Raw genomic sequence first — 26685 nt, 5'->3', positions numbered from 1 at the left:
GCCGGACTGTTCCACGACGACCGTCATTCCCCTGCCCCGAACTGCTGAGAGCCCCGATGCGGACATGCCTGCGCACCATGGTTGCGATCCTGTTCTGCCTTGCAGCCCAGCCCGCAGTGGCTTTCGCGCAGGACCATGATGGGCGGGGCACGCCAGCCATTGCCACGGACCATGGCCGGGACAAGCGGGTTTTCAACCTGTCCCTGAATGAGGGTGAACGGCTGAGTGTGCTTTTTGCCACCCCGGCCAGCCCTCGGGGGACCATCGTCATGTTACCCGGTGGGGCGGGTGATATCGGCCTTGGGCACGATGGACGCATCCGCCACGGTGACAATTTTGTCGTACGGACGCGGGAACTGTGGAACAGGCGGGGTTATGCCGTTCTCATTCCCGATACGTCCGATCATGCCAACCTCAGGGGACATCGCGCGTCATCGGCCTATGCGCGCGTTGTGGGGGGACTTGTCGCCCTTGCGCGCCAGCAGGGATCAGGACCTGTTTTCCTGCTGGGTACAAGTCAGGGAACAATCGCTGCCGTAAATGGTGCGGCGCATGCGCCAGCTGGCAGCATTGCCGGTGTCGTGCTGACGGAATCCGTGTCTGTCATGGGCGGTAGCCGGGAGACGGTCTTCAGTGCCAGCCCGCAGGACATAGGCGTGCCTGTCCTTGTGGTCGCCAATCGCGATGATCGATGCAACGTGGCGCCACCCACGGCGGCCCGGCAGATCGCAGCCGCCATGACGGCCAGCAGAGATGTGCAGGTGCTGATGGTGGCGGGGGGCATCACCCGGTCGAAAAGAGAGTGCGGTTCCCTCACCCCGCATGGCTATTTCGGCATTGAAGATCAGGTGATCAATGCGATCTGCAACTGGCTGGATACCCATGCCTGATGCGGGCAATCCTGCGTATACGGTGAATTATCCGTTTTTATCCCCTGCAGCGGTATCTTCCGGGAGTATGATGCCGCTGGTCCCGGGAGCGGTTTACCGCCAGCCGTCCCGAATGGAGGAGAAACAGGTAATGTCCATCCATATCGGCGTCGCGGGCTGGTCAATTCCTTCTGCGCTTGCTGACCGGTTTCCTGCATCCGGCACGCATCTGGAACGCTATGGCGCACGTTTCTCCGCTGTCGAGCTCAACAGCAGCTTCTACCGGCCCCATCGGCGCACGACCTATGAACGCTGGGCCGCCAGTGTGCCGCCGGGTTTCCGCTTTTCCGTCAAGCTGCCAAGGACGATTACGCATGAACGTCGTTTTGTGGACTGTCAGGCGCTGCTCGACCGCTTTGCGGAGGAAACGGACGGTCTGGGCAATAAACGCGGACCTGTTCTGGTCCAGCTTCCTCCCAGCTTCGTCTATCCCGGTGACAGCGCCGAACGGTTCCTCAGTGATCTGAAAACCACGGTTACGGACAATATCGTGCTGGAGCCACGGCATGCCAGCTGGTTCATGCCTGACGTCGATCATATGCTGGAACGGCAGAAAGTTGCCCGTGTTGCGGCCGATCCGGCGCGGCCGCCGCCTGTGGCGCAGCCGGGTGGCTGGCATGGGTGTGCCTATTTCCGGCTACACGGATCTCCCCGTATGTATGAATCAGCTTATGGGCAGGACGCCATAGCCGCCCATGCGGGCGTTGTCGCCGCACTTGCCAGGCATGGCATCGATGTCTGGACAGTTTACGACAATACCGTTTATGGCGCCGCCACGCGGAATGCATTTGAACTGATCGACGTCCTGTCCGGACACGATATCTGAAAGACGGCATCCAGTGGTCAGGGGTCATGGCCGTTCCTGCCGCAACCGTCAGTCCTGCCGGCATATCCGGTGAACGATATCGGCAATGTCCCCGCGACCCAGCGGTGAGTGATCCACTGAATCATGGATCCCCATGCCTTCTACCAGCGCATCCAGTGCGCGACAGGTCAGGGGATCGAAAAAACGGCCAAGTGCGTCCCTGCTGGCCTGCATCCAGTCGCGCATGACGGCGGCCAGTTCCGGCTTGCGGGCGGCGAAGGCATATAACTCATAGCTCAGCAGCAGTGTCCGTGGTGTCGACCATATGTTTCCGGCGATGATGTCGATGATGGCCTCAATGGCGTCCCGCCGGTTCCGGGCTTTGGACAGTCGCGCGACGAAGGCGGCCGATGCTGCCTGCGCAACCTGCCTGAAGGCCATGTGCAGCAGGTCATCCATGCCCGCGAAATGATAGCTCATCGACCCGAGCGGCACGCCCGCCGCCATGGCCACGCGCCGGTGTGTGGTGCCCTGCACGCCATGCGCCACAATGACATCCAGTGCGGCGTCAATGATGCGCTGCTTGCGATCAGGATCGAAACGGCGGGAGGAAGTCTGGTCACTGGCCATGTGGGGACGGGTTTAGCCTTGCGCTATGTGTACATATGTACATAAGTAGTGGAGTCTAATGGATATGGAAAGTCTGGCAGTGAGCAATACAGGCGAAAGAAACACGCATCCGGGCATGACAAGGCGGACCGTTCTTGCCGCAGGTGCGGTGGCGGGCGGCATGGCGTTTGGCGCGCAGGCCCGTGCGCGCGCCAGCAGCCCGTGGCATGGCGGCGTCTGGCTGAACAGGCCGCACCACAGCGCCATTGCCGCCGGTATGCTGGACATGACCACCGACAGGGGATCGGATTTCTGGCGTGAAACCTTTTACGGCTTCACACGCGACAGCGGCCATTTTTACGGCATGCATGCCCCCTCGCGCTTTACCGCGCAGCTTCGCATCCGTGCCGATTATGAAAAGCTGTATGATCAGGCCGGCATCATGGTCCGCATTGACGAAAGCCGCTGGGTCAAGGCCGGTATTGAACTGTCCGACGGGCGGCCCATGCTCAGCAGCGTGCTGACGGATGGCCGTTCGGACTGGGCAACAGCCCCGTACGGGGGCGATCCGAAGGATTTCTGGATGCGGGCGACCGTTATGGACGGGGTATTGCGGCTTCAGGTCTCGGCCGATGGAAAGATCTGGCCGCTTGTGCGGCTGGCCCCTTTTCCCCTGGCGGAGTCCTATCTGGTCGGGCCGGTGTGCTGCACGCCGGAACGTCAGGGGCTGAAGGTGCGTTTTTCGGACTGGACGCTGGGCGCGCCGTTGGGCAAGGCGCTGCATGACCTGACATGATATCCCGACGGAGCGAGAAGCAGAAAATGCTGTCCGGTGACCTGTATGTCGCCAGCGACCCCGAATTGCAGCGGGACATGGCGCAGTGTGCCGAATGGCTTGCCCGGTACAACCGTCATGACGGGACGCTGCATGAACGGCTTGGACAGGTCGGAACGAACGCAACCATACGGGCGCCCTTCTACTGCGATTATGGCTATAACATCTTTCTGGGGGACAATGTGTTCCTGAACTTTGGCTGCATCGTGCTTGATGTGGTTCAGGTCAGGATCGGGGACGGCACGCAGGTCGGACCCGGTGTCCAGATCCTTGCCGCCGACCATCCGCGTGATCCTGCATTGCGCCGGGAAATGCTGGAATCAGGCCGTCCTGTGACCGTAGGCAGACATGTCTGGATCGGCGGGGGAGCCATTATCCTGCCCGGTATCACGGTCGGGGATCATGCCATTATCGGGGCGGGCAGCGTTGTCACGCATGACGTGGCGGCGGGTGAAACGGTGGCGGGCAATCCGGCACGCCCCCTGCATGCCGGGATGCCGCGCGGATAGGCCGTCTTGCGGCGCCCGGTGCACTCGGTCCCGTCTTGCCCGATATGTCACTGGTATCGCGGGGGAACCCTGCCCGGCCCGGTGGAGGCGAAAATGGCGCGGTGGCAGGGTATGCCACCGAGCCGTCCGGACTTCAGGCGAAGCGGATGTCCAGCGTCCGCAGATAGGTCTGCAGACCCGCATCCTGTATCGGGATCAGACGTGCTTCGGCCTGTGATTCATTGAAATGTGCATGCCAGTAACCCGGCGGTGTCACGAATGCGCAGCCCGTTTCCCAATCGACCCGAACCGGATCGATGATCCGGCCATCCGCGTCAAGATCCGTGCCCAGAAGTGAGTAGCAGCCCGGTTCGCACTCCACGATATAGTCCAGGGCGATGGACTGATGGCGGTGCGGTTTCTGCTGGGTGCCCGCGCCAATGGTCCCGTACATTGCCCACAGCGTGTGGGTGACGGTGCGCGTCAGCGGAAATTCATCCGCGGCCAGCAGGATGCTGACACGGCTCCGTTCAGCGGCGGCGGGTGAACGCCTGACCTGACCCAGTTCACGGTCCGCATCCCTGGCCCGGAACACGACGGGGCGGAAGCGCGCCGTATCGACGCGCACCCCGAGATAGGTCAGCAGCGGTGCGTCATGCACGGCGTAAAGTGCAGCATCGGCCGAGGCATCGAGCGTAATGCCGTCCAGTGCGGGAATGGCGAAAAAGTCGCCCTGTGCCCAGTCGAACGTCACCGAACCACAGCGTGCGCTGCCGTGACCGCGTATGGCGTAGAACACGATTGACGTCGCGTTCGGGTCCATCGTGATCCGGTCGCCGGCATTGATGCGGACAAAACTGGCGCACAGCCCGGGGCCGGTGGCCGGGCCGGGGCATTTCAGTTCCCCGCTGAGGTCGAGCGGCACGACCCGGCTACTGCCCTGTGCATAAAGTGACGGCGGAAAGAAATGATATGGGATGCGCGGCGTCAGGCTGGGACGGATGGGATTGGCAGCCTTGCTGTATTCATAGAAATGTCCCGAGGCCACATCATCGGTCTTTTCGGTCCGGTCAATAACCAGCGTGTCCATCTTGCTCTCCATGTCTTTGGAAAAGTCGAACAGGGTGATGTGACGTTTCCATAGCCCGGCTGCTGATGATCGGGCTACGTGCACGGCGGCAAAGGACTTTTGCGGCAATTGCCATGCGCGCTCCGCTCCGTCACGACGGGTCCCAATACAGCGGGTCCCTGAAACGGCGGCTCATGAAGTGGATGAAGCTTCGCACTTTCGGGGCCACGACTTTCTTGGGAGGATAGACCGCCCATATTGCCCGCTCCGCCCCCGGGGCAAGGACCCATTCGAAATCGGCCAGCACGCGCACCAGTCGTCCCTGCCGCAGATACGGCCCGGTCAGCCAGTCGGGAAGAAGGGCAAGGCCGATGTCCTGCAGCGTCGCGTCAAGCAGGGCTTCGGATTCATTGGCCTTCAGCAGGCCCGTGACAGGCAGTTTTTCAAATGGCGTATCTGTCGCGCCGTCGGGGCGGTAATACCACGCGTTGCCGCAATGAAGGGTAAACAGCAGGCAGCTATGCGCGCGCAGGTCATCCGGCGTTTCCGGGCGGCCCGCGCGTGCGATATATGCCGGTGTGCCCACGACCATGCGCGACTGCGTGGCCAGACGCCGTGCGACAACGGTGGAATCAGGCAGCGCGCCAATACGGATGGCGACATCCGTGCCGCTTTCGATCAGGTCGACCGTTGTGTCCGTCAGCATCACATCGGCGCGAATATCCGGAAAATCCGCCAGAAACGCTGCCATGTGGGGTATGACATGGCGACGTCCGAAGCAGCCGGGAACATTGATGCGCAGCAGCCCTTGGGGGGAGGCATTATGCAGCGTCACTTCCTCCCGGGCGTGATCAAGGTCAGCCATGATCCGGCTGGCCCGTGCCTGTAGCAGGCCACCGGCCTCGGTCAGATGCAGCCCGCGTGTCGTCCGGTTGAACAGGGCAACGGCCAGATCGGCTTCAAGGCGGCTGATATGGCGGGACACCGTGGAGACTTCCATGCCCAGTTCAGCCGCAACGCCGGAAAAGCTCCTGACCTGACTTGCACGCAGGAAAACGCGCAGGGCGGTAAAATAGTCCATGAACCAGTTTCTCCGGTATCCGTACCCTCTGCATCATACAGCCCATGTGCTGCAAATCGATGTCAGCACGGGCGCGATCATGCGGCGAAACGCCCCCTTCCCCGGATTGTTACGGCAGGCTGCCGGACGCACGACCCGTCCGGGGATGCCGCAGCACATCACAATTGCGTTTCCATGCGGCCATGCGTCGTATCCGCCCGCGCATGGTACGGTCAGCGTGTGGACGCGATCTCGGTACCAAGCCGATCCAGCCATGCCGCGTCCACAGGCCAGTCCGCGCACATGGCGGCCTGCATGAGTGCGCCGCCAATGGGGGGCAGGCGTGGAACCTGCGGGCCTTCGCCAAGCAGGTGCGTCATCCGGTCCATGACAATCCGGCTGTGAAATACGCTGCCTGCATAACTCCATGGCAGGGCCTGACCCAGCCGTGTCCGTGCCACCGTGACCTGTGCAGCAAGACACCGTGCGGCATCCAGCAGGATTGACCGGGCATCCGCGCTGCCATCATGGGCCAGCCTGTCCAGGACACGCGCCAGCGTCGCGATGGCCGAACGTGCGTGGGGCTGCACCCGCTGCCATTCCAGCAGCGCCTCGCCCGCCCGGTCCGGGTCGGACGGCAGGTCCATGGCCCGCAGCAGCCGGGTGGCGAAATCCGCATCGTCAGCATGACGGGCATCAAGGTAGCGGGCCACCCTGTGCAGCGCCATGCGGCCAATCCAGTACCCGCTGCCTTCGTCACCCAGCATGTATCCCCATCCGCCAATGCGCAGGGGCGCATGGCGGCAGTCATCTGCCCAGATGACGGACCCCGTTCCCGCCAGCGCAAGGATGCCCGGTGCGCCGACGAAGGCGCCAGCGCAGGCAATGTCCACGTCCGGACGCATGCTGATCATGACATCGGGGCCAAGGGCATTGCGGACGGCATCTTCCTGCATGCGGGATGACGGGCGTTGCGCACAGTAGCCAGCCAGGCCGATCGTCGCGGCGCGCAGGCGGTATGAGCCCAGGCCCCGCAGCAGGCCGGTCAGCGTGTCCGCCCAGTCGGCTTTGTCATAGGCGTTACAGCCATCGGCAAGGCGATGTTCGATTACGTGCCCGTCCGGCCCCACAATCATGGCGCGCGTGTACGTCCCCCCACCATCCACCGCCAGAACCGCATCATTCATGTCCGCACGTCATCCTGAAGAAAATGGCTGCCCGGAGGGAGATGTCCCCGTTCACGACATAAGGGCCTTCAGTTCTGCATCGTGGCGCATCATGTGGTCAATGAAGGGGCGGCGGGACAGTGCGGCGGCAGCGGTTTCATCCGCGATGACAAGGCAGTTTGCGTGCATCTGCAGGGCAGTGGCGCTGATGCTGGCCGTCAGCGGTCCCTCGATCATGTCGGCAAGGGCCGCAGCCTTCGCTGCCCCCGTCACAAGCACCACGATGCGGTGCGCATCCAGAATGGTGCCCACCCCCATCGTAATGGCATGATACGGTACATGATCGGGATCGCCGCCGAACATGTCCCGGTTCTGGTCCCGTGTAGCGGGGTCCAGTGTCACGACGCGGGTGCGGGACGTGAACGCGGAAAACGGTTCGTTGAAACCGATATGGCCATTCCTGCCCAGCCCCAGAAGCTGGAGGTCAACCCCGCCGCTGGCGTGCAGGCTATGTTCATATTCCCCACAGTGCGCGGCCAGATCCGGTGCCATTCCATCAGGGACATGTGTCGCGGACCGGGCGATATTGACCTGCGAGAACAGGTGGGTGTCCATATACGCGCGGTAGGACCGGCCAGATGAAGGAGGCACGCCCACATATTCGTCCAGGTTGAAGGTCTGGCACCGTGAAAAGTCCAGCCCCCGCTGCCTGTGCGCCTGAACCAGGTCCGCATAGACCCCGTCCATTGTCCGGCCGGTCGCAAGGCCAAGCGTCATGGCCGGGTCCCGGCGCAGGGCATGCTCCATGATCCGGGCGGTCAGTGACATTGCCTGCCCGGCAGTGGACCGAATGACAATTTTCATGATGCTCTCCCTCCGGCGTTCATCGGGTGATGCCTGCGTCGTGTGACATGCCATATGGGCGGGCCGGTTACGGCATGCCACCGGCAGCATATCACGGGTCGGCCATCATGACGGGTGCAGTATCCGTCCGGCCGCGCCTCTGCATACCGATATTATATAATATGATCAGAAGGTAAGATGGAGCTGCCAGTATTACAAAGGCCCCCCGTACCCCCATCCCCGGCGCAATCGCGACGAAAATCTGCGGCAGGACCGCGCCCCCTGAAAATGCCATGACCAACAGGGCGGTTGCCTGCGCGCCGCGTTCGCGCATATCGGACATGACGATGGGAAACAGCGTGGGCATGATCATGGCGTTTGCAAAACCGCACAGCGCCACGCACAGGACCGATACATAACCATGCGCCAACCAGCCCGACAGACACAGCATCAACCCGCATGCCGCCGACAGGCCAAGGTAGCGCGCCTGTGAGAAGACACGTGGTACAAGCAGCATGCCCAGCACGTATCCCCCCATCATGGCCGTCAGGGTCAGGGATGTGAAGAATTTGGCCTGATCAAGTGGAATGCCTAGGCTGCCTGCATAGACACCAATGGCGTCGCCCGCCATGACCTCTGTTCCGACATAGACGAACATGCATGCCACCCCGATCCCCAGACGCCATGATCCCGTCCGCCGGGATGTCCCGCACGCAGGGGCATCCCTGGTCGGGGCTGCGGATATATCGATCTGCGGCAGGGTGGACCGGGCCAGGCCAATGGCCAGCGCCAGCAGGACGGCGGCCATGATGAAATACGGGATCTGTATGGCGTGGGCGAACTGGTCAAGGATCCGGTTGCGTGTGGCCTGATCCGGGGCCGCCCTTACCCGTCCGGCAATATCGCCAAGATTGCGCATGACCAGCAGCGCAAGGACAATGGGGGCGGCAATGCCGGCAAGCTTGTTGGCCACACCCATGATGGCGATGCGCTGGGCCGCTTTTTCAGCAGGCCCCAGCAGCGTTACATACGGATTGACCGTGATCTGCAGCAACGACAGTCCCGCCCCGATCACAAACAGCCCCGCCAGTGCGCCGGGATAGACGCGGATGCTGACACATTCGCCAAAAATGGCGATGCCGATGGAAAGGACCACCAGTGCGGCGACCAGTCCCCCCATCAGTCCGGTCAGCCGTGTCAGCAGCGTCGCAGGCAGCGGAAAGAACAGGTACGACAGGTAGAAGCACATGGGCACCAGAAAGGCGCCGACGGCGCTCAGGTCAAAGGCAACCTGCACGAACGTGATCAGCGGACCATTCAGCCATGTGACAAAGCCGATGACAAAGAACAGGCATGCAAGAATAATGACAGGCCGCCAGCCATATTCTCCCGCAGGGCCGTGGGGGTGTGATCCGGGCAATGGCCCCTCCTCGTTTTCTTCACCGGCACCTATTGGCAGAACGGCGTGGCGACATGGTGGTCATTGCCGCACGTTCAGCACAATCCTTAACATCAGGCCGCAGGCGAACATCATGATGACACCCAGCGGAACCAGCCACGTAAAGGCGATTGTCGCCCCGTACGGCGGCCTGAACACCATGACACAACAGACCGTGACGAGTGTGGCGATGAAGGACAGAAGGACTTCGCGCGTGCATGCCCGTCTGCTGAACATGGCATACAGGAACGCCCCCAGCATGGCCCCATAGGCGCATGACGCCACCGACAGGCCAAACACCACGGCCGGCCCATGGCTGCGCGCGAATGCCAGCGCCGCCAGTCCAAGGACGGCAGCCCACACCACGGTCACCAGCCGCGCAAACGCCAGCCCGGATAGGCCGGTCCGCCGCGCCAGCGCCCGGCAGGGCGTGGAAAAATCCAGCAGGGTCGCACTGGTCATGGCACTGAGCGTGGCGGACAGTGAACCCATGGTCGCACTCAGCAGTCCCGCAATCAGCAGCCCCGCCAGCCCCATGGGCATGTCATGCACGATAAAATCGGGAAACAGCGCGTCCGAGGTCCGCAGGCCCATCGCGGCCAGTGATCGTTCATCATTGCGCGCCCATAGCAGCATGCCGACCAGCGACAGCAGGGCAAACAGGCATCCGACCATGATGCCGCTGCCCACCAGCGCCTTTCTGGCATCACGCAGGTTCCGCGCCGCCAGGACGCGCTGGACCATCAACTGGTCCGTTCCATGTGACGCCATGGCCATGATCGCCCCGCCGATCATGGCGGCACAGGGTGTATAGGGATCAAGGAAATACTGCCGCGATTTATGGAACAGGTGGAACCTGTTGGAATGGCGCAGCAGATGGATCTGCATGTCCGTTGCATGATGGTACAACAGCCCCACGCAGGCCGCCGTCCCGCCTATATAGATGGCAAGCTGTATCGCATCCGACCAGACCACGGCCCGCAGGCCGCCAGCCATCGTATAGCACAGCGTCAGCCCGACAATTCCCACCATGATCCCCCATTGCGGCAGGGGAACATGCAGGGACGCCAGGATGGCCGCGACCGGCAGCATGCCCGCAAACAGCCTGATCCCTTCGGCCAGTACGCGCATGATCAGGAACGTGGCGGACACGGTGCGTTCCATCGTATGCCCGAACCGTTGGCCCAGGTACTGGTAGACGCTGCCGCCATGGCCCGAAAAATAATGTGGCAGGAACAGCCAGGCGACAAGCGCGCGGCCGATCACATAGCCCACCGCCAGCCCCACGAACACCATGCCGCTGCCATAGGCGATGCCGGGTATGCTGATGATGGTCAGGGTGGAGGTTTCCGTTGCGACCAGCGAAAGGCAGATCACCCACCATGGCAGGTCGTGCCCGCCCCCCACATAGGTGGCAACGCTGTCCTGCCGCCCCGACAGGGCGAACGCAATGAATGGCAGGGTCAGGCAATAGATGCAGATAATCGCGATATCGGTTGCGGACATACCGGTTCCATCATGTCAGGCAGGGCAGACCATATGACCGGATGAAGACCATATGAAGCCCGAAAACAGCCCGGAACCGGAACGGATTGCCGTCCCGGCCCCATGTGCCGCGATCCCGCACGGTACGGGAACGGGTCGTTGTCAGTGCGGGGCAGGAATGGTATTGCCTGCGCATGGGGCATCTGTCATGCCGTCTTTTAACGGGTCCGCTGCAACATGCATGTTTTTCCGGCCGCAACCCGGCTGAAGCGCCGTCATGTCCTGATGCTGGCAGGTGCCGCGACACTCACGGCATGCGCGCCGCATGCACGGGGCACGCAGCGCCCGGTTCATGACATGCGCGATGTGGACCGCAGGCTGCGGCAGGCCGTAACGCAGGGGGAAGCACCCGGTGCTGTCTGCGCCATTGGCCATGACCGGCAGATCGTGCACCGCGCCGTATATGGCCTGCGAGCCATATCCCCCGCGCGGGAGGCCATGACGTGGGATACGGTGTTCGACATGGCATCCCTGACGAAGCCGGTCATTACCGCGCCCTGTGTCATGCAGTTGTGGGAACAGGGCCGGTTCGGTCTGGATGATCCCGTCTCGCGCTACCTGCCGCAGTTCGCGGCTGCCGGTAAATCCGGCATTACCATCCGGCACCTGCTGACCCACTATTCCGGCCTGCGCCCCGATCTGGACCTGACCCGGCCGTGGCAGGGGCGCGATGCCGCCTTCCGCCTGGCCATGGACACCACGCCGGTGCAGCCACCGGGCCAGGGGTTCATCTACAGCGACATCAATTTCATCACGCTGGGGTTTCTGGTTGAAAAGCTGTCCGGCATGACGCTGGATGCCTATGCCACGCGCTTCATCCTGACGCCGCTGGGCATGCGGCAGTCATGCTTCCTGCCGCCCGCCACGTGGGCCATGCATATCGCCCCCACCCAACCTGATGAAAACGGCCACATGCTGCGTGGACAGGTGCATGACCCGTCATCGCGCCGCATGGGCGGGGTTGCGGGCCATGCGGGGCTGTTTTCCACCGCGGACGACATGTGTCTTTACGCGCAGGCCCTGCTGGACCGGCGCGCGGGCAGGCCGTCGGCCTTTCCGCTCCAGTCCCGGACCATTCTGCTGATGACGACCGCGCAGCAGCCGGGCGGAAAATCCGACCTGCGCGGGCTGGGTTGGGATATTGCCACACATTATTCCTCGGCCCGGGGGGACAGGTTTCCCGTCGGCTCCTTTGGCCATACCGGCTTTACCGGCACGTCGCTGTGGCTTGATCCCGACAGTGACAGTTATGTCCTGATCCTGACCAGCCGCCTGCACCCTGCGGGGCACGGCAATGTCGTGCGCCTGCGCCATGACGTGGCGACGGCCGCTGCCCTTGCCCTGACCCCTTCGCGGGGCTGAGACATTTTCCATTCACCTGCCCGGAAGTTACGGTCCATGACCCAGAACAGCACCACGCCCACCCCGCCCGTTGCGACGGAAGGGCAGGACCCCCGTTACGCGGATGTGGATATCTGGCCTGTCGCCTCCGTGCTCGATGCGCTGGTGGAATCACAGATGGGCGCCATAGCCGCCGTGCGCGCAGCAACGCCGGCGCTGGAATGCGCGGTGAACAGTGCCCTGCCACGCCTTCTGGCGGGGGGGCGGCTGTTCTATGTCGGCGCGGGCACGTCGGGGCGGATCGGGATGCAGGACGGGGTGGAACTGCTGCCCACCTTCGGCTGGGCGCCTGAACGGCTCGTGCTGCTGCTGGCGGGCGGGCGGAATGCCGTCCATCAGGCGGCAGAAGGGGCCGAGGACCGCGAGGACGTGGCCCGGTCCGACATCATGGCCCACGATCCCGGCCCGGACGACGTGGTGCTGGGCATCGCCGCCAGCGGGTCCACGCCCTATACCTGTGCGGCGGTTGGCGCGGCGCGCGCTGCGGGCAGCCTGACCATTGGCATTGCGTGCAACCGTCATGGCAGGCTGCTGGATGTGGCGGAACAGGGTATTGCGGTGGTGACCGGGCCGGAGGTCATTTCCGGGTCCACCCGGCTGAAGGCCGGTACGGCGCAGAAGGCCGCCCTGAACCTGATATCCACCACCCTCATGATCCGCATGGGCCATGCCTATCGTGGGCAGATGGTGGACATGCGCGTGGTTAATGCCAAGCTGCGGCAGCGCGCATGCCGGATGGTCCAGAACCTGAGCGGATGCACCGAACGGCAGGCGTTCGATGCGCTGGAGGCCACGGGGTTCAATGTCAAACGCGCGGTCATGATCCGTTCGGGCATTCCCATGGATCAGATCGAAGCGTTGCTTGTCGCGCATGATGGCAACCTGCGTTCGATCCTTGGGCAGGCCGGTGCGCCGCGTCAGGCTGTGAACGGGCCGGAATGACGCGTATGCTGAATGTCATCGGGCTGATGAGCGGCACGTCGCTTGATGGGGTTGATGCCGCCGTCATCCGCACCGATGGTGAACGGATTGACGCATTCGGGCCGGATATCAGCCTGCCCTACCCTGCGCCGCTCCGCCAGCGTGCGCGCCGGATACTGGACCGTGCGCCTGACCTGCCGCCGGATGATCTGGAACTGGGGGCCGTCGAACACGCACTGACCCTGCATCATGTCGATGCGGTGCGGCGGTTGCAGGCGGTTGCGCCAGATATTGACCTGATCGGGTTTCATGGCCAGACGATCCTGCATGCGCCAGACCGCCACCGGACGTGGCAGATTGGCGATGCGGCCCTGCTGTCGCGTGCGACCGGACTGGCTGTTATTCATGATTTCCGCAGCGCTGACGTAGCGGCCGGTGGCGAGGGCGCGCCGCTGGTGCCATGGTTTCACGCCGCCCTGCTGCATGATGTAACCGGGCCGGTCGCGGTGCTGAATATCGGGGGGGTTGCGAATATCACCCTGATTGATGCGGACAGGACGATCCATGCCTGCGATACCGGGCCGGGCAATGCGTTGCTCGATGACTGGGCCCTGCGCCATACGGGTACGGCGTGCGACGTGGATGGAAAACTGGCCGCCATGGGCACGGTCAACCATGCGCTGCTGGAACAGATGCTGGCTGATCCCTACTTCGCGCGCCCTGCACCGAAATCGCTCGACCGCCAGACATTCGCCACGGCCCTTGAGCGCGTATCCGTCTGCACGCCTGCGGACGGGGCGGCCACGCTGGCCGCCTTTACCGTTGAGGCCGTCCGCCGCACGCCCCTGCCCGTCCGGCCAATGCGCTGGTATGTCTGCGGTGGGGGGCGGCATAATCCTGTTCTCATGCATGGGCTGCGGGTGGCGCTGGGTGTGCCGGTTGAACCGGTGGACCAGCTTGGCTGGAACGGGGATGCGCTGGAGGCACAATGCTTCGCCTTCCTTGCCGTGCGCAGCCTGCGCGGCCTTCCCCTGTCCGCGCCGACCGTGACCGGGGGGCCGCATGCCCTGTCCGGTGGCCGCCTGACCTGCGCGGGGCTTATGCCTGTGCCATCATGGATATGGAAAGCTGGTAGCATTGAACAGGCCACGCCCGTCCGGCGATAAACGACGTGCCGTGGCGGACATGACGGTACGTATTATTATGTAGCGGACCCGATCAGGCCCTGCGGACTGATCATGCAGTACGGCAGGCGTGCGCCCGGCCAGGCACGTAGGGCACCTAATGCAGGATGGGATTGTCCCCTGCACTTCCATGACAGATATGTCCGTGTCCGTAGCATGCTGTTCCGGTCCGGCGGATATCCTGTGGCGCAGGATGCGGGAACTGTTGCCGCACCTGGCGCTTACGTGCCACAGGCGCGCCGGACATGTCCATGTCTTCCTGCACATGATCGACAGTCATTTCCGAACGGATGCCCGTAGCGCCGGTCCGGTTTATTACATGCAATATGGGAGCATAATATTATATCCATCAGGATATAACCAAATTAATGCATATTTGTTTCTTATAAAGAACATATTGCGATGGACGATCTGGCGGTCGGTTTTCCGGTTCCGGCATGTCATGAATACAGCCAGTTCAGACCTGTCGTGCAGGTTAGGAAACGGGGTGTTCAGAAATAGTAAACGCTCATCATAATAGTCAAAATTCTGTGTCAAACGGAAAGAAAGAATGAAAATAAACGTTTTCCGTGTTGCTGCATTAATCTCATGTGTCGTGAAGCACTGGATTAAGGTTAATGAATAGAGTGTTTTACGGTATATCCTTTTGAAAATTCCTATACCCATTAAGGCATGTTTCGGACCAGCTTAAAATTCTGACACATTTTTCTTGAGATCGGACCGGGACTACAATACCATGTCATAACATGAGAACGGGTACAGATTGTCAGATCTGTTCGTAATCATTGTCATGATATTCTTCAGGAAAGCCGGTTCCTGCTGATTTTGTGCGCTGAATGTATCGATTTCGGAACGAATCTTAAAGATACATTCACAAAACTTTTCTGGCTTTCGTAATACACAACGTTGGCGATTGAATTTTGCGGTAAACACAAAATGCTGGTGTGGAATAATGTCGAAACTTTTTCTACGTAACAGGACGCATCGGCCATCTCTGGCGAAATGCAATATCAAGCTGGCACTGGTCTGTTCCACATTGTGGATATCAAGTGCCTTCGCCCAGAGTGATGTCGTGTCCTCATCCAAGGTTTCCCAAAAAAATGGTACACAGAAAACAGCAGTAAACACAGACAGCAGTAATAATGCTGATGTGAACGTTGGCAATCGCCCCTCCATGATTGGACAGACCGCACCAACCGACGAAAAAATGGTGGTGCTGGGACATCACTATACGGATGGCGTCACCCGCAGGGCCATTGGCGGCGGTCTGATGGTCAAGGAAGATGCGCCCAAGTCCAAATCGACTGTCACGCGCGATTATATTGAAAAACAGACGCCGGGCCTCAACCCCATGCAGCTGATCGCGCTGCTGCCGGGTGTCAACGCCACGGATTCTGACCCGATGGGCCTGACGGGTGGCCATACATCGGTTCGCGGCATGAATGAAAGTTCGATGGGATACACCCTCGAAGGGTTCCCGCTGAACGATATCGGCAGCTATGCCGTCTATCCGCAGGAAATCGTTGATTCCGAAAATCTGTCTTCCATCCAGGTGGCGCAGGGTTCGGCTGACCTCGACAGTCCGACCGTCAGCGCGTCAGGTGGCGTGGTCAACATGTACATGATCGACCCGAAAGAAAAAATGGGCGGTCGTGCGGATTTCACCTACGGGTCATTCAATACGGTCCGCGGGTTTGCGCGGTTTGACACGGGACTTATGGGGAATTCGGGAACGCGTGCCTATTTCTCGTTCTCGGATACGCATGAAGACGAATGGCGTGGCCCGGGGAATGAAAGCAAGATCCATGGCGAAATGAAGGTCGTCAAGGAATGGGGCAAGGACAACCGTGTTTCGTTCGTGGTTGTTGGCAACCAGCTGGACAACTATGGCACCCCAACCACCACCATGGCATCATGGAACAAATACGGTATCGGCGTGATGGGTGGGCCGGTTTCCGGTAGCCCTCCCAATACGGTGTATAATTCAATTTATACAGGTAATACAAGCGCCAATACAAACTATTACAAACTACATCCCAATCCCTTTACCAATATTTATATCAGTGCTCCGTCCCGGTTCAATCTCGGGCATAACATGACACTGACCGAAACCCCATATTTCTGGTACGGTTTCGGCAATGGCGGTGGTGCATACTGGGAAAACATGAACTCCATGTCGTATGGTTCCCAGACCATGTCGGGCACGATCGGCGGCAAGAATTATGGCAATACGCTGCTGTATAACCCTTCCATTACCCGTACATACCGTCCCGGCGCGGTTACGAAATGGACCTGGACATCGGGCATCAACCGCCTGATGATCGGCTACTGGTTTGAATATTCCTATCAGCGCCAGACAGCACCATACAGCCTGATTTCCGCCGATGGCTCGCCCGAAAGCGAATGGGGCACAGGAGATAACCTGATCCTTGCAAACGGGCAGGTCGCGCAGTACCGCGATACGCTGACACGCACGATTATCAATACGCCCTTTATTGGTGACAGTATTTCCCTGTTCCATAACCGCCTGACCATTGATGCGGGATTGAAATATTCCATCATTACACGTGATGGCCGTAACTACCTGCCTGATACCTCAACTGGGCGGGTTATTGACCAGACATATCGTGAAGCACTGCCCACAATGGCATTCCGTTATAAGGTCGATAACAAGAACCAGCTTTTCTTCTCGGTGGCGACCAATTACCGTGTGCCCATGAACTCGTCACTTTATGATTCCGGTGCGTATTATGCTGGCAGCGGCTACAGCAACCATGCAGCGACGGGTCTTAATCCGGAAATATCCATTTCAGAAGAATTCGGCTGGCGTTATCAGGGCAAGCTGATCAATACGTCGGTGACGTATTTCCATTATAACTTCACCAACAGACTGTTTTCACAGACCATTACCGATCCCAATAACCCGAGCGACTATTATTCGACCAGCATCAACGGCGGTGGTGAGACGACCAACGGTGTTGATTTCGAAATCGGAACGCGACCGATCTATAACATCCGTCCGTATTTCTCGGCGGAATATATCGATGCACGGACCGACAGTAACCTTGCCGCATCGGCCAGTGGTGTCGATGCGCTTCTGCCGACAAAGGGCAAGTTCGCGCCCCAGACCCCCCGTTATCAGTTCGGGTTTGGCCTTGATTATGACAACGGTGGTATATTCGGTAATTTCAGCCTGAAATACGTTGCCAAGCAGTACTCCACATTCATGGATGACCAGAACATACCGGCCTACGTCCGTATGAATATCGGGGTTGGTTACCGATTTAAAAGCTGGGGCCTGTTCAAAAGCCCGACCATCAAGCTCAACCTGTCAAATATTACGAATAACCATTACCTGAACTATGCCTCGGGTGTGGAAAGCAATGCAAATTATGCAACCGCAATGAATGGGCAGAGCGTCAAGGGCTATGCGCCGACTTACACCATTGCATCCCCCTTCTCGGCCATTTTCTCGATGAGCAGCGGTTTCTGACCGGCTGTCTCGTCCCGTGCGGACCAGTCATATGGTTCGCAAGCGGGCCGGATATACAGGATCGGCAGGTCATTCAGTGATCTGCCGATCTTTTTTGTAGGGCGATGTTACTGTTGCTCTTCCACAGGACCTGCCTGTGTTGTGTGATCAGCATGTTACCCTTGGCGTCAGGTTGACCAACGCTGATTGCGGCGTGATGACTGACGGTAATCGGGTATTCAATAGCGGAATCTGCTTGGGCGCTGCTGGACTGCGATGTCTTACGCAACAGGGTCAGGTCGAGATCTTTTTTTTAGAGGCCATTTGAAAAGCCTATCTGGAAAATATCCAGCAATCATTCAGACAGTTTTGGAAGACGTCGCCTTTTTGGGAAAAGGCGACACCTAAAAACTTTTAGTTTTTACCAGATTGTTTTGAAATGGTTTCTTAGGGGGGGCTTCCTTGATTCGGCCTGTCTGGGGATAGGGTATCTTCCCGGTATCATGGATTGTTATCAGGGCAGTCAGTTCGGCACATCTTCTTTTTTGCGCACGTAGATGCACATAAGAACCATCATGCTGATGAACTGGAAGGCGGGCTGCTGTCCATTCCATGAATGGGATTGCCACATGGCAAACCACTCCCCCCCTACGACGGTAAACCCGAAAAACCAGACCAGAAAGCCTACCATCGTCCCCCACGGTACCAGGCGCGTGGCAACACGGAAGGTGGCTGGATCGCTGCGCAGCGCGCGTGCCATGCTGGCGGCCGCCAGCATGAACAGCATGCCTGTTATCCCTTCGCACGCAATGATAATGTCATAACCAAGGTGCCAGATGACAGGTATGGTAATGGCGCGCCACATAAGTCGATTGTGTGGAAATGTCGTGTCCATGCTGAGGACATGACGCACGAACTGGTAGTTGGAATCATAATCGGTGATGTTGTTGAACATCACGATCAGGCCAAAGCAGCCAAAGGCCGCAACCATGACAGTCTTGGACAGGCGTTCGCCATCAATGCCGGTCATGTGTGTTCTATTCCCCCGCCATGCATGGAATTATGGGTTCAGACAGCTTGCCAGCCATTACCGGCCGGACGGTGCCGGAATGACCAGCATCGCATATCGTAACGATTATGCAATATGGAGAAAAACAGGTTTCAGGTCTGTTCTGTTCCGATTGCAGTATCATTACCGGCAGACAATGCGGTTTTGGCGAAGTCCTTTTCAAAAAGCTTGATGAAACGTCGCCTTCTAAAAAGGCGACACCCAGGAACTTTGTCCTAATGCCCGCGCATGACCCGGGCAAACAGGTTGCGTACACCATCTGGATCCACATCGGTGCAGACGGCCTGTTCCGGGCGGTTGTCCCACGCGCCGGGTGGGAAGCGCTTGCCTGCGGGTTTCTGGATGGACTCTCCATCCGCCACCCCGCCACATACGACGCGGACCGCCCCCCTGCGGGTTTTGAACAGGTCCGGCCTGAGTAGATAGGCACTGGCCGAGGCATCGTTGACATACATGGCATCCAGTCCAAGCCGCTGCCTGTGGAACGCCATGTAGAAACGCGTGACATCCCATATCAGCCTGCTGGCCGGACCACCCTGATCGCGGATATCCTGCAGATAGGCATCCGTCATGGTGGTTTGAAACGTGACATCTACCCCCACGATCGTCATGGGCCACGATGCGCCGCACACCATGTCCGCAGCCATGGGATCGCCCTTGAAGTTGGCTTCCGCCGCAGGCGTGACATTTCCCAGATCACCATGCAGGCCAAAGCCACCGCCCATCACGATCACCTCCCTGGTCAGGGTGGCGATGGTCGGATCATGCCGCAGGGCCAGCGCAAGGTTGGTCAGCCTGCCCAGTCCAAGGATCGTGATTTCATGCGGATGGGCGTGAACCATGTCCACGATCATCTGCCACGCAGGGCGTGCATCCACCGTGCGGTTGATGCGGCTGGGCAGTACGATGTTGCCCATGGCGTTATCGCCATGGATGAAGGTCGGCGCCGTATCGGTGCGGTTGTCGAGTGAAACGCCAGCACCCTTTGCGACAGGTGCCTGTATCCCGAACTTTTCCGACAGGAACAGGGCATTGCGCGTTGTATTGTCCAGCGTGCCATTCCCGTTGACCGTCGTGATGCCAACAATGTCCACTTCCGGGGCAAAATGCAGCAGCAGCAGGGCCATGGTGTCATCCACACCAATATCTGCATCCACAATGACCTTGCGCGGGGCGGACGCAGACGCCGCCAGAAGGGGCGCTGACCGGGCGGCGCCGGCCGCCAGCATCCCGCCTGTCGCCGCCAGGAAATGACGCCGCGAAAACAGATCCGTCATGATGTCATCCTGCCTGACAGTAATCTTTTGAGTGGCAAACAAGGTGACGACCACCCTGCCCTGCCACCCGTATTGATGTAGAAATAAGGGGACACCCCGTCCCGATACGTGTCCATACGGGCCAGGGTGCCATGTGGGAATGGATCAGTATCCACTCAGAAAGTATGGGTGGATCATTTCTTTCTGAACAGGGTATTTTTATTTACATTTTCTTCAAATGTCACAAAATTCTTTTCCAGCGCCCACTGCGCCTGCGCCTTTTCACTGTTCTGCAGGAAGGTCGCGCAGGATGCCGCGAGCTGCTCCGACTTCATGTCGGTATGGCTACAGGCGTGAACCGGACGGAATGGCGCGGTCTGCGCCCACAGGCTGTTACCGGGCAGGAAGGAATATTCCAGACCGGTACGTGAAAGATCCTTGAATTCACCATAGGTCAGCGGCCACGTCTCCGCCGCGCGCACGTATTCATGCGTCAGGTTGATCCGTTCCACCCCTTCGTCATCGGTGGAAAATGCGACAGGAACGCCCGCTGCCCGATAAAGCTGGAACGGGTGAGCATTGCCCCGCACGCCAAGGATCTGGTCATTACTGGTCTGGTTGATTTCGACCATGACATGTCGCCGTGCCATTTCGGCCAGTGTCGCACTGGCGTTCTGTTCATAAGCCATGTCCACGCCGTGACCGATACGGCGCGCGCCGGCAACGGTCACCGCGTTCGTGATGTGGTTCCACAGCCCTTCCGGCGGCACCAGCCCCTCAGCCAGTTCGCCCGCGTGAAGGCTCAGGTTGACCTGCGGATCAAGCCCCGACATGTAATGGAACATGCGCATATGCAGGTCATAATCGCGCATGGCGACCCGATCGTCTTCCGGCGCGACGATATTGACCCCGACAAAGCGCGGATCAGCCTTGACCAGTGCATAGGCACCCGAAATCTGGGAGAAGACGGCAGCCGGGGTAAATGTGCGTAATGTCGCGTACAGGTAACGCACCCGCACCCGGCAGCCCGGTGCCGCCTGCGGCGTATCGCAGCGCAGCAGGGTGCGCATGTCGGCCTCCATGCGGTCGGTGTCCTGCCGGGCCAGCGTGATGAAGTCCTGTGTTTCCGCGGGCGAATAGGACGCCTGCACCGCCGCGAAGTCCTCACCCTGCAGGGGGTGTTTCAGGCCACGGCGGATCAGCGCCTCAATGTCGGGTGCAATCATGAGTTCCAGATAGGTCGTATGGTCATCCGCGGCCCGTGTGACCGCTTCAGCCAGCATCGCGCCCTCATGCGTCACCCCCATGCCCGCAATGAACCGGGGAAAGGTGCTGAAGAACTGGTCATGGCCCGACGTGACGTTCTGGGACGGATGGAAATTGCGCATGGACAGGGAGTCAACCATGCTGTTTTCCGAAGAACTGTCTGCTTCTACCGTGGCGGCATTGCGCATCTTGCCCCTGTCCTGCGCACAGTGGTCGGGCTTTATGGCCTTATGCTCCACATCCACGCACAGACCATCCTGTGCTGCCCAGCGCATGGTATTTTCAGCGTAGATCGCACCGACCAGATGATTATGAAGGTCGGCCCCCTTCGGGAAGTCATGCATGAAGACTTCAAGCATGGAATGATTGTGCTGCAACTGTGCAAAAATACGCGCTGTCCTGTCCTCGGAAGAAGACGCAACAGCCGGATGGCATGCGACAAATAGTGAGGATGCCACCAGAAAAGAGGATGCTACTGATAATCTTGCCATGTTTTTCAATCTCCAGCCATCAGGAATATTGGCACAGTAGAAGCCAGATTGTATTTCACAAAAAAATACGACCCTCCTGAACAGAGGGTCGTATTCATATTCAATGCTATATTCTGTTGATCAGAACGACGTGGAAACCGTTCCCGTCATGCTGAAGCGGGGTTCGACATAGAAGCTTGCGCCGCTACCTGCTGCAGACATGTTCCCGTTCATCAGACGGACCGAACCATTGCTGGTCCCGATACCGCGGACACCCGTCCGGACAATGGCGCCTGTAAGGTTGGTGAAGTTCAGGCGGATGGTCGGGGTCTTCGCATACATGAACGGCTTGAAGTGATAGCCCAGCGACAGCGTATCCGTCACATACCCGGGGATCCGCTCATCACCCGCCAGGGTAACGGACTGCGGGCCGGTATAATGCAGGGTTGCGTTACCAAAGAAGCCATACTTCTGATAGGTCAGGCCAAAGTTGGCCATGACATGCGGTGCCTGCGGTGCCTGATGACCCGCCGTAGCGAAGTAGGACGTATTGCCATACACGTCTGCGGCGCGGATGTTGGAGTCCATGCGGGCATTCAGATATTCAAACGATGCATAAGGGCTGAAGCCGTGGAACGGACGGGTTGAGATCATGGCATCAAAACCGCGCGCCGTCTGGTTACCTGCATTTACCACGCCGGACTGGCCACCACCGATATAGGTGCTCAGCAGGCGGTTGGTGATGTTGTAGTTAAACAGTGACAGGTCAACCATGACATACTTGTCATGGTAACGGTAACCCAGTTCTTCCTTGATGGAATACTGGTTCTTGGGCAGACCGCCGGCCGCACCACTGTTGGCAATGGCGCTGGGTGAAGGCTGACGGAAATCCCCTTCGGCGTTTACATAGATCTGGTGATGATCGTTAAAGGTATAGCCAATGGACAGGTGCGGCAGCGGCGTTGTGTTGTTTTCACCATAACGACCGCTGAGTGAACCGTTGGAGCTGAAGGACTTATACCAGTAATTGGTCATGACATACTTGAAGCCAGCGTCGATCGTCAGCTTGTCATGCAGGTACTTCGCACTATCGCCGATAAAGATGGAATGCACTTCAAACCCGGCGTCATTACCGGAGAATGAGCGTGAACCATTGGCGTACAGCTGATAGGCAGCATTGTTCGGGCTTGGATTAAAGCCGTTTGCCATCTGTGCGCTGACAGGGAAGTGCGTCAGATAATCTTCGTTCTGATACCAGTATCCGATGTAAGCATGGTTATGACGGTCGATATCGTAGCCAAGCTTGGTGGTGACACCAACCTGCATGGCGTAATCTTCGAGAAAGTAGCTGGTCAGGTTCGTGCCGCCAGGAACGGCTGTTCCGTTGGCATATGTGTACTTGCCATCAGTGGCCGTCCCGCCGGGTTCGCCATCCCAGCCCTGACCGAAGTTGAAGTACGGGGTAATATCGAACTTGAACTTGGCAGGCAGGACAATATGGACCGGAGCCGTCAGGAAGATCTGGTTCCAGTGGTCAATATTATTGCCCCAGTAGTTGTTGCTGGATGGATCAGCGCTACGACCAAAGCCCTGCCCCGTGTGCTTGTACTGATAGAATTCGGCAGCATTGGAATAATTGTCGATCGTGAAATCTTCATAGTTCCAGGAGATGAAGAACTTCGCGAAAGACCCGTTCTGCCAGTCTTTCTGCAGCCCGAAGTCGATGTGCTTGCGGCTGTTGATGCCGGCACCCATCCACGAACGCGCATGCGTGTTGGAGAACGAGAAATATGAACGGATGCCGGTCTTTCCAATGTCACCGGATTCCAGACGGATGAACTCACGCGACATGTTGTTCGTGCCGTATGAGAAATCCATCAGGCCGCCGAATTTGTGGCCCGGCGTATGGGTGCGTTCATCCATCACGCCCGCAGCGGCGGATGTGGTGGGAATATCGATTGCAGAGCTGCCGGGCGTGACGTTCACGGCCTCCAGATCTTCGGAATCCACGTCTTCGGCCATATAGCTGGCGCTGGCGGCAGGTGCGCCGTCAACCAGCAGGCCCATATCGGCGTCGGTCAGGCTTCGGCTGATGATGCTGCCGCCCTGCATGCCCGACGTGTCGGGCGTGGAAACGCTGACGCTGGGCAGGGTCTTGATCAGGTCAAGCGCCGTGCTGGTGGGGCTTTTCATGTCAATGAACTGCTTGCCAATGCTCTGCACGGTATGCGGCGCGGTTTCCAGGCGCATCATGCCGCCGCCGCCGTCACGCGCGCTGCGGCTGGCGCCAACATGGATCACTTCCGGCGTCGCACGGGCGGCAACGGCCTGGGGCTTTGCCGGCGTGGAAGCAGCAGCCTTGCCCGTCGTATGGCTGGCGGCATGGCGGGTGGCAACATGCCCCTTCACGGGCTGCGTGGTGCTTTCCGTGGCCGCCATGGATTTGGAAACAGGCCCGACAGTCGTCAGGAATGTCGTGACCAAGCACGACATGGTAAACAGCGCCTTGTTTCGATGAGTATAACGTCGCATTTAAGTAACTTCCCCCCCCCGGAAAACCAACCAGATCCCCTGGTTTCATAAGCATTCGGATATTCACGCCCCCAGCCCGTTCGCGTGAACCTTGTGTTGCATTTTCGTGCAAACATCCCTTGATGTCCAGACCATCAAGTTAAGCACAAACGAAAAGTAAAAAATGATTCTCATCATCTTTTATGATCATTAAATGCAGATTTTCTTGAAATAAAGAAAAAAATTACAATAAAACCGGAAATCTTTAGCAAAATCTTTATTGTTGTAAATTTGTAACGCCAACCACAAAGATTTCGATATGCGAAAGAATAATAAGCCGTCGGTCTGTATTCTATTCGTTGTACGAACAGATGAACCGTTTCTGTAATTACACATCCACAACAATATATTTTGTATATATATTCTGGTTATGAATGGAATTTGTATCAAATGATGAAAATCAGGAAACGGGAGGCATGCTGTGATCTTTTTGGCACGCTTCCCGTCCCGGCTATGGCTTATGGACGGGCAAGGATCTGTTCCATCGTCGCCAGTAGTGCTGTCGGGTTTATGGTTTCCACAACAGTTTCCTTCTGCTCATCCAGATCCGGCTGATAGCCGGGCGACCAGGACAGCGTATCCCCATATCCCGCGCCAAACTGCGTGTTGATATCCACGTAAAGCTGGGTGGACTTCGTCACGATCTGCGGGTTGAGCCAGACAGTTGCCGCGATTTCGTCCCACATGGGGGAACCGGGTTGCCAGTGTGCGACAAGCTTGCTGATGTCGGCATTGCGCGATGCAATGCGATGCAGGAAGTCGGCGCTGAGCTCCGTTGCCGTGGCGGGATCGGATGGCACCATGGTAATCTTGCGCCACGGGGCATGCATGACAATGCTGGCGGCTTCCGGGTCGAAGCGCAGGTTGAATTCACGCCGCGGGGAATTGACAAACTCGCGCGCGTATTGGCCTGCAGCCACGGTGGACAGCTGCTGGTGCGGGTTCAGGCTGCCCCCCATATACACCAGTTCCTTGGCCAGTGACGCGAATTCCGGATCCAGCCGTTCAGCCAGCGCCAGATTGGTCATGGCGCCCGCCGCCAGGATCGTGACCTGCCCCGGATAGGCATGGACCATGCGGATCAGGAAGTTGGCCGCGATTTCCTTGGTCGGCTTTGTCGTCGCATTGCCGTCCGCCGGTGTGGGCACGAAATCGGGCGCATGGTAATTCGGGTCGGGCTGGTTCGTGGGTTCCACCCACTGTTTCATCCACGCCCCTTTCCAGATCAGACGGCCGTACAGGCTTTCCCACTTTTCCGTAAGCTTTTCCGAATTGATCAGCGGGTAAATCGCCCCCGGCACCACGGGCACGTCAGTCCGGTGCAGGATTTCCAGCCCGCGCAGCATGCGGTTGATTTCATCATCGCGCCAGCGGTTGCCGCTTGCCACGGTAATCCCCAGGACATCGACCCCCGGCGCCTTCAGCAGGGTTGCCTCCGCTAACGACAGGCTGTCGTCGTCATCAATAATGACCTTGCGGTTTTCGGCCGCAAGCCCGGAACAGACGGGCACGCTACAGGCCAGAGCCATAAGCATGCCGCAGAAGCGATATCGGGAGCCACGTGACGAAAACAGAGACATCGGGTATCCGGTTTTCCAGAATGTTGTGATGGTTCAATGATATGCCATGCATGTACGCGGTTTCCAATCAGGAATGCAGACAACACGATGTTGCTTTTTCTGCAAGGGGAAATTGAACCCCTTGGAAACCGCGAAATTAAAAATATAAATTGCACAAAAAATAATCATTTCTATGAATAATAAATATGCAATCCAGTCATTTCCTCCCCGGACAGATCGGCGAACAGGGTCATGTCCGGGTGCTGTTTTTTTATGATACGCACCTGGAATACATTTAATAAGACCAAACACGAACGAAACGAAGGCATTAGAAATCGTAATTACATGTAATACTTTTTTCGTTTCATATGATAATTTATATAAAAATATTCGACATTTTCTTTGCGGCAGGTTTGTCCAGATATTCCGGATGTTTTTTACCTGAAACAGGCTGCGACGGCCATGCATATGACATTTGTCATGTCCGGATAATGACACCCGTCACTATCCCGGAATGATGGAGATTCCTATCGTGGCGCCAGACCTCACCCCAGTCAGGCAGATACCCACTTCATGGCTTCCTCCCCCTCTCCCACTTCAGCCTCCAGCACGCCCCCCGGGGGAAGCTCCCGGCGCGGGCGGCGCATCCTTTATCTGGCGGGCGGGGCACTGGCGGTCGTGCTTGGTGTCGCCTTCCTTCGCCCGCATTCCGGTGGCGGTGGCCACAGG

At 58.8% G+C, this 26685-nt stretch carries 20 protein-coding genes; 8 read left to right on the top strand and 12 right to left on the bottom strand.

The features are described from left to right. Window positions 1–56 precede the first annotated feature (56 nt). Window positions 57–890: an alpha/beta hydrolase gene (locus HNO79_RS11215; protein ID WP_244987523.1), complete on the top strand. Its 834-nt coding sequence runs from the start codon at window positions 57–59 to the stop codon at window positions 888–890. A gap of 130 nt (window positions 891–1020) precedes the next feature. Next, entirely contained in the window at window positions 1021–1755 is a 735-nt protein-coding gene (locus tag HNO79_RS11210; RefSeq protein WP_214165283.1) for a DUF72 domain-containing protein, read from the top strand. A 48-nt stretch (window positions 1756–1803) separates the two neighbouring features. Here the strand turns inward: HNO79_RS11210 and HNO79_RS11205 are convergent, their stop codons facing one another. Further along, window positions 1804–2364, bottom strand: a complete 561-nt coding sequence (locus HNO79_RS11205) for a TetR/AcrR family transcriptional regulator (RefSeq protein ID WP_214165284.1) — start codon at window positions 2362–2364, stop codon at window positions 1804–1806. 115 nt (window positions 2365–2479) lie between these two features. Here HNO79_RS11205 and HNO79_RS11200 point away from each other — a divergent pair, with 115 nt between their 5' ends. Both HNO79_RS11200 and HNO79_RS11195 read left to right on the top strand, forming a co-directional pair. Continuing rightward, window positions 2480–3139 carry a DUF1349 domain-containing protein gene (locus HNO79_RS11200; RefSeq protein ID WP_244987522.1) on the top strand — a complete coding sequence of 220 codons (660 nt, stop codon included), beginning with the start codon at window positions 2480–2482 and terminating at the stop codon, window positions 3137–3139. Continuing rightward, on the top strand, window positions 3136–3687 hold the full coding sequence (locus HNO79_RS11195; protein ID WP_214165286.1) for a sugar O-acetyltransferase: 552 nt from the start codon (window positions 3136–3138) through the stop codon (window positions 3685–3687). Before HNO79_RS11200 ends, HNO79_RS11195 begins: the two co-directional genes overlap by 4 nt. A 133-nt stretch (window positions 3688–3820) precedes the next feature. On the opposite strand, the gene HNO79_RS11190 is transcribed toward HNO79_RS11195, so the two are convergent. The 6 genes from HNO79_RS11190 to HNO79_RS11165 all read right to left on the bottom strand — a co-directional run bounded on the left by HNO79_RS11190 (window position 3821) and on the right by HNO79_RS11165 (window position 10748). Further along, a complete protein-coding gene (locus HNO79_RS11190) occupies window positions 3821–4756 on the bottom strand; it encodes a cupin domain-containing protein (RefSeq protein ID WP_214165287.1) in 936 nt (311 codons plus the stop codon). 130 nt (window positions 4757–4886) lie between these two features. Beyond that, a complete protein-coding gene (locus tag HNO79_RS11185) occupies window positions 4887–5816 on the bottom strand; it encodes a LysR family transcriptional regulator (protein ID WP_214165288.1) in 930 nt (309 codons plus the stop codon). Between the two features lie 212 nt (window positions 5817–6028). Further along, complete coding sequence (locus tag HNO79_RS11180; protein ID WP_214165289.1) at window positions 6029–6982, bottom strand: N-acetylglucosamine kinase; 954 nt, start codon at window positions 6980–6982, stop codon at window positions 6029–6031. A gap of 51 nt (window positions 6983–7033) precedes the next feature. Further along, window positions 7034–7825, bottom strand: a complete 792-nt coding sequence (gene nagB, locus HNO79_RS11175; RefSeq protein WP_244987521.1) for a glucosamine-6-phosphate deaminase — start codon at window positions 7823–7825, stop codon at window positions 7034–7036. Window positions 7826–7916: 91 nt separating this feature from the next. Then, a complete protein-coding gene (gluP, locus tag HNO79_RS11170; RefSeq protein ID WP_214165291.1) occupies window positions 7917–9224 on the bottom strand; it encodes a glucose/galactose MFS transporter in 1308 nt (435 codons plus the stop codon). Window positions 9225–9284: 60 nt separating this feature from the next. After that, window positions 9285–10748, bottom strand: a complete 1464-nt coding sequence (locus tag HNO79_RS11165) for a sodium:solute symporter (protein ID WP_214165292.1) — start codon at window positions 10746–10748, stop codon at window positions 9285–9287. Between the two features lie 216 nt (window positions 10749–10964). Here HNO79_RS11165 and HNO79_RS11160 point away from each other — a divergent pair, with 216 nt between their 5' ends. From HNO79_RS11160 to HNO79_RS11145, 4 genes are all read left to right on the top strand, one after another. Beyond that, complete coding sequence (locus HNO79_RS11160; RefSeq protein WP_214165293.1) at window positions 10965–12149, top strand: serine hydrolase domain-containing protein; 1185 nt, start codon at window positions 10965–10967, stop codon at window positions 12147–12149. A 36-nt stretch (window positions 12150–12185) separates the two neighbouring features. Beyond that, on the top strand, window positions 12186–13130 hold the full coding sequence (locus HNO79_RS11155) for an N-acetylmuramic acid 6-phosphate etherase (RefSeq protein ID WP_214165294.1): 945 nt from the start codon (window positions 12186–12188) through the stop codon (window positions 13128–13130). Beyond that, window positions 13127–14275 carry an anhydro-N-acetylmuramic acid kinase gene (locus HNO79_RS11150; RefSeq protein WP_214165295.1) on the top strand — a complete coding sequence of 383 codons (1149 nt, stop codon included), beginning with the start codon at window positions 13127–13129 and terminating at the stop codon, window positions 14273–14275. Before HNO79_RS11155 ends, HNO79_RS11150 begins: the two co-directional genes overlap by 4 nt. 1192 nt (window positions 14276–15467) lie before the next feature. After that, entirely contained in the window at window positions 15468–17786 is a 2319-nt protein-coding gene (locus HNO79_RS11145) for a TonB-dependent receptor (protein ID WP_244987520.1), read from the top strand. 502 nt (window positions 17787–18288) lie between these two features. Here HNO79_RS11145 and HNO79_RS11140 read toward each other — a convergent pair. The 5 genes from HNO79_RS11140 to HNO79_RS11120 form a co-directional block, all read right to left on the bottom strand. Further along, window positions 18289–18795 carry a DUF2165 family protein gene (locus HNO79_RS11140; RefSeq protein WP_112209756.1) on the bottom strand — a complete coding sequence of 169 codons (507 nt, stop codon included), beginning with the start codon at window positions 18793–18795 and terminating at the stop codon, window positions 18289–18291. A 254-nt stretch (window positions 18796–19049) separates the two neighbouring features. Continuing rightward, window positions 19050–20111: a nucleoside hydrolase gene (locus tag HNO79_RS11135; RefSeq protein WP_214165297.1), complete on the bottom strand. Its 1062-nt coding sequence runs from the start codon at window positions 20109–20111 to the stop codon at window positions 19050–19052. Between the two features lie 173 nt (window positions 20112–20284). After that, entirely contained in the window at window positions 20285–21715 is a 1431-nt protein-coding gene (locus HNO79_RS11130; RefSeq protein ID WP_214165298.1) for an adenosine deaminase family protein, read from the bottom strand. Between the two features lie 252 nt (window positions 21716–21967). Continuing rightward, window positions 21968–24358: a TonB-dependent receptor gene (locus HNO79_RS11125; protein WP_029329745.1), complete on the bottom strand. Its 2391-nt coding sequence runs from the start codon at window positions 24356–24358 to the stop codon at window positions 21968–21970. A 497-nt stretch (window positions 24359–24855) separates the two neighbouring features. After that, complete coding sequence (locus HNO79_RS11120; RefSeq protein WP_214165299.1) at window positions 24856–25977, bottom strand: nucleoside hydrolase; 1122 nt, start codon at window positions 25975–25977, stop codon at window positions 24856–24858. Window positions 25978–26685 lie beyond the last annotated feature (708 nt).

It is taken from the genome of Komagataeibacter oboediens (genome assembly GCF_018491655.1).
Taxonomy (GTDB): Bacteria; Pseudomonadota; Alphaproteobacteria; order Acetobacterales; family Acetobacteraceae; genus Komagataeibacter; species Komagataeibacter oboediens.
Note: the sequence above shows the minus strand (reverse complement) of the source record. Positions and strands in the feature narration are given on the sequence as shown.

Coding starts and splice junctions, on each gene's coding strand:
- HNO79_RS11125 (WP_029329745.1), bottom strand. CDS start 24,358: ATGCGACGTTATACTCATCGAAACAAGGCGCTGTTTACCATGTCGTGC.
- HNO79_RS11155 (WP_214165294.1), top strand. CDS start 12,186: ATGACCCAGAACAGCACCACGCCCACCCCGCCCGTTGCGACGGAAGGG.
- HNO79_RS11145 (WP_244987520.1), top strand. CDS start 15,468: ATGATTGGACAGACCGCACCAACCGACGAAAAAATGGTGGTGCTGGGA.
- HNO79_RS11135 (WP_214165297.1), bottom strand. CDS start 20,111: ATGACGGATCTGTTTTCGCGGCGTCATTTCCTGGCGGCGACAGGCGGG.
- HNO79_RS11120 (WP_214165299.1), bottom strand. CDS start 25,977: ATGTCTCTGTTTTCGTCACGTGGCTCCCGATATCGCTTCTGCGGCATG.
- HNO79_RS11200 (WP_244987522.1), top strand. CDS start 2,480: ATGACAAGGCGGACCGTTCTTGCCGCAGGTGCGGTGGCGGGCGGCATG.
- HNO79_RS11205 (WP_214165284.1), bottom strand. CDS start 2,364: ATGGCCAGTGACCAGACTTCCTCCCGCCGTTTCGATCCTGATCGCAAG.
- HNO79_RS11130 (WP_214165298.1), bottom strand. CDS start 21,715: ATGCTTGAAGTCTTCATGCATGACTTCCCGAAGGGGGCCGACCTTCAT.
- HNO79_RS11165 (WP_214165292.1), bottom strand. CDS start 10,748: ATGTCCGCAACCGATATCGCGATTATCTGCATCTATTGCCTGACCCTG.
- HNO79_RS11190 (WP_214165287.1), bottom strand. CDS start 4,756: ATGGACACGCTGGTTATTGACCGGACCGAAAAGACCGATGATGTGGCC.
- HNO79_RS11180 (WP_214165289.1), bottom strand. CDS start 6,982: ATGAATGATGCGGTTCTGGCGGTGGATGGTGGGGGGACGTACACGCGC.
- HNO79_RS11150 (WP_214165295.1), top strand. CDS start 13,127: ATGACGCGTATGCTGAATGTCATCGGGCTGATGAGCGGCACGTCGCTT.
- HNO79_RS11195 (WP_214165286.1), top strand. CDS start 3,136: ATGATATCCCGACGGAGCGAGAAGCAGAAAATGCTGTCCGGTGACCTG.
- nagB (WP_244987521.1), bottom strand. CDS start 7,825: ATGAAAATTGTCATTCGGTCCACTGCCGGGCAGGCAATGTCACTGACC.
- HNO79_RS11160 (WP_214165293.1), top strand. CDS start 10,965: ATGCATGTTTTTCCGGCCGCAACCCGGCTGAAGCGCCGTCATGTCCTG.
- HNO79_RS11215 (WP_244987523.1), top strand. CDS start 57: ATGCGGACATGCCTGCGCACCATGGTTGCGATCCTGTTCTGCCTTGCA.
- HNO79_RS11140 (WP_112209756.1), bottom strand. CDS start 18,795: ATGACCGGCATTGATGGCGAACGCCTGTCCAAGACTGTCATGGTTGCG.
- HNO79_RS11185 (WP_214165288.1), bottom strand. CDS start 5,816: ATGGACTATTTTACCGCCCTGCGCGTTTTCCTGCGTGCAAGTCAGGTC.
- HNO79_RS11210 (WP_214165283.1), top strand. CDS start 1,021: ATGTCCATCCATATCGGCGTCGCGGGCTGGTCAATTCCTTCTGCGCTT.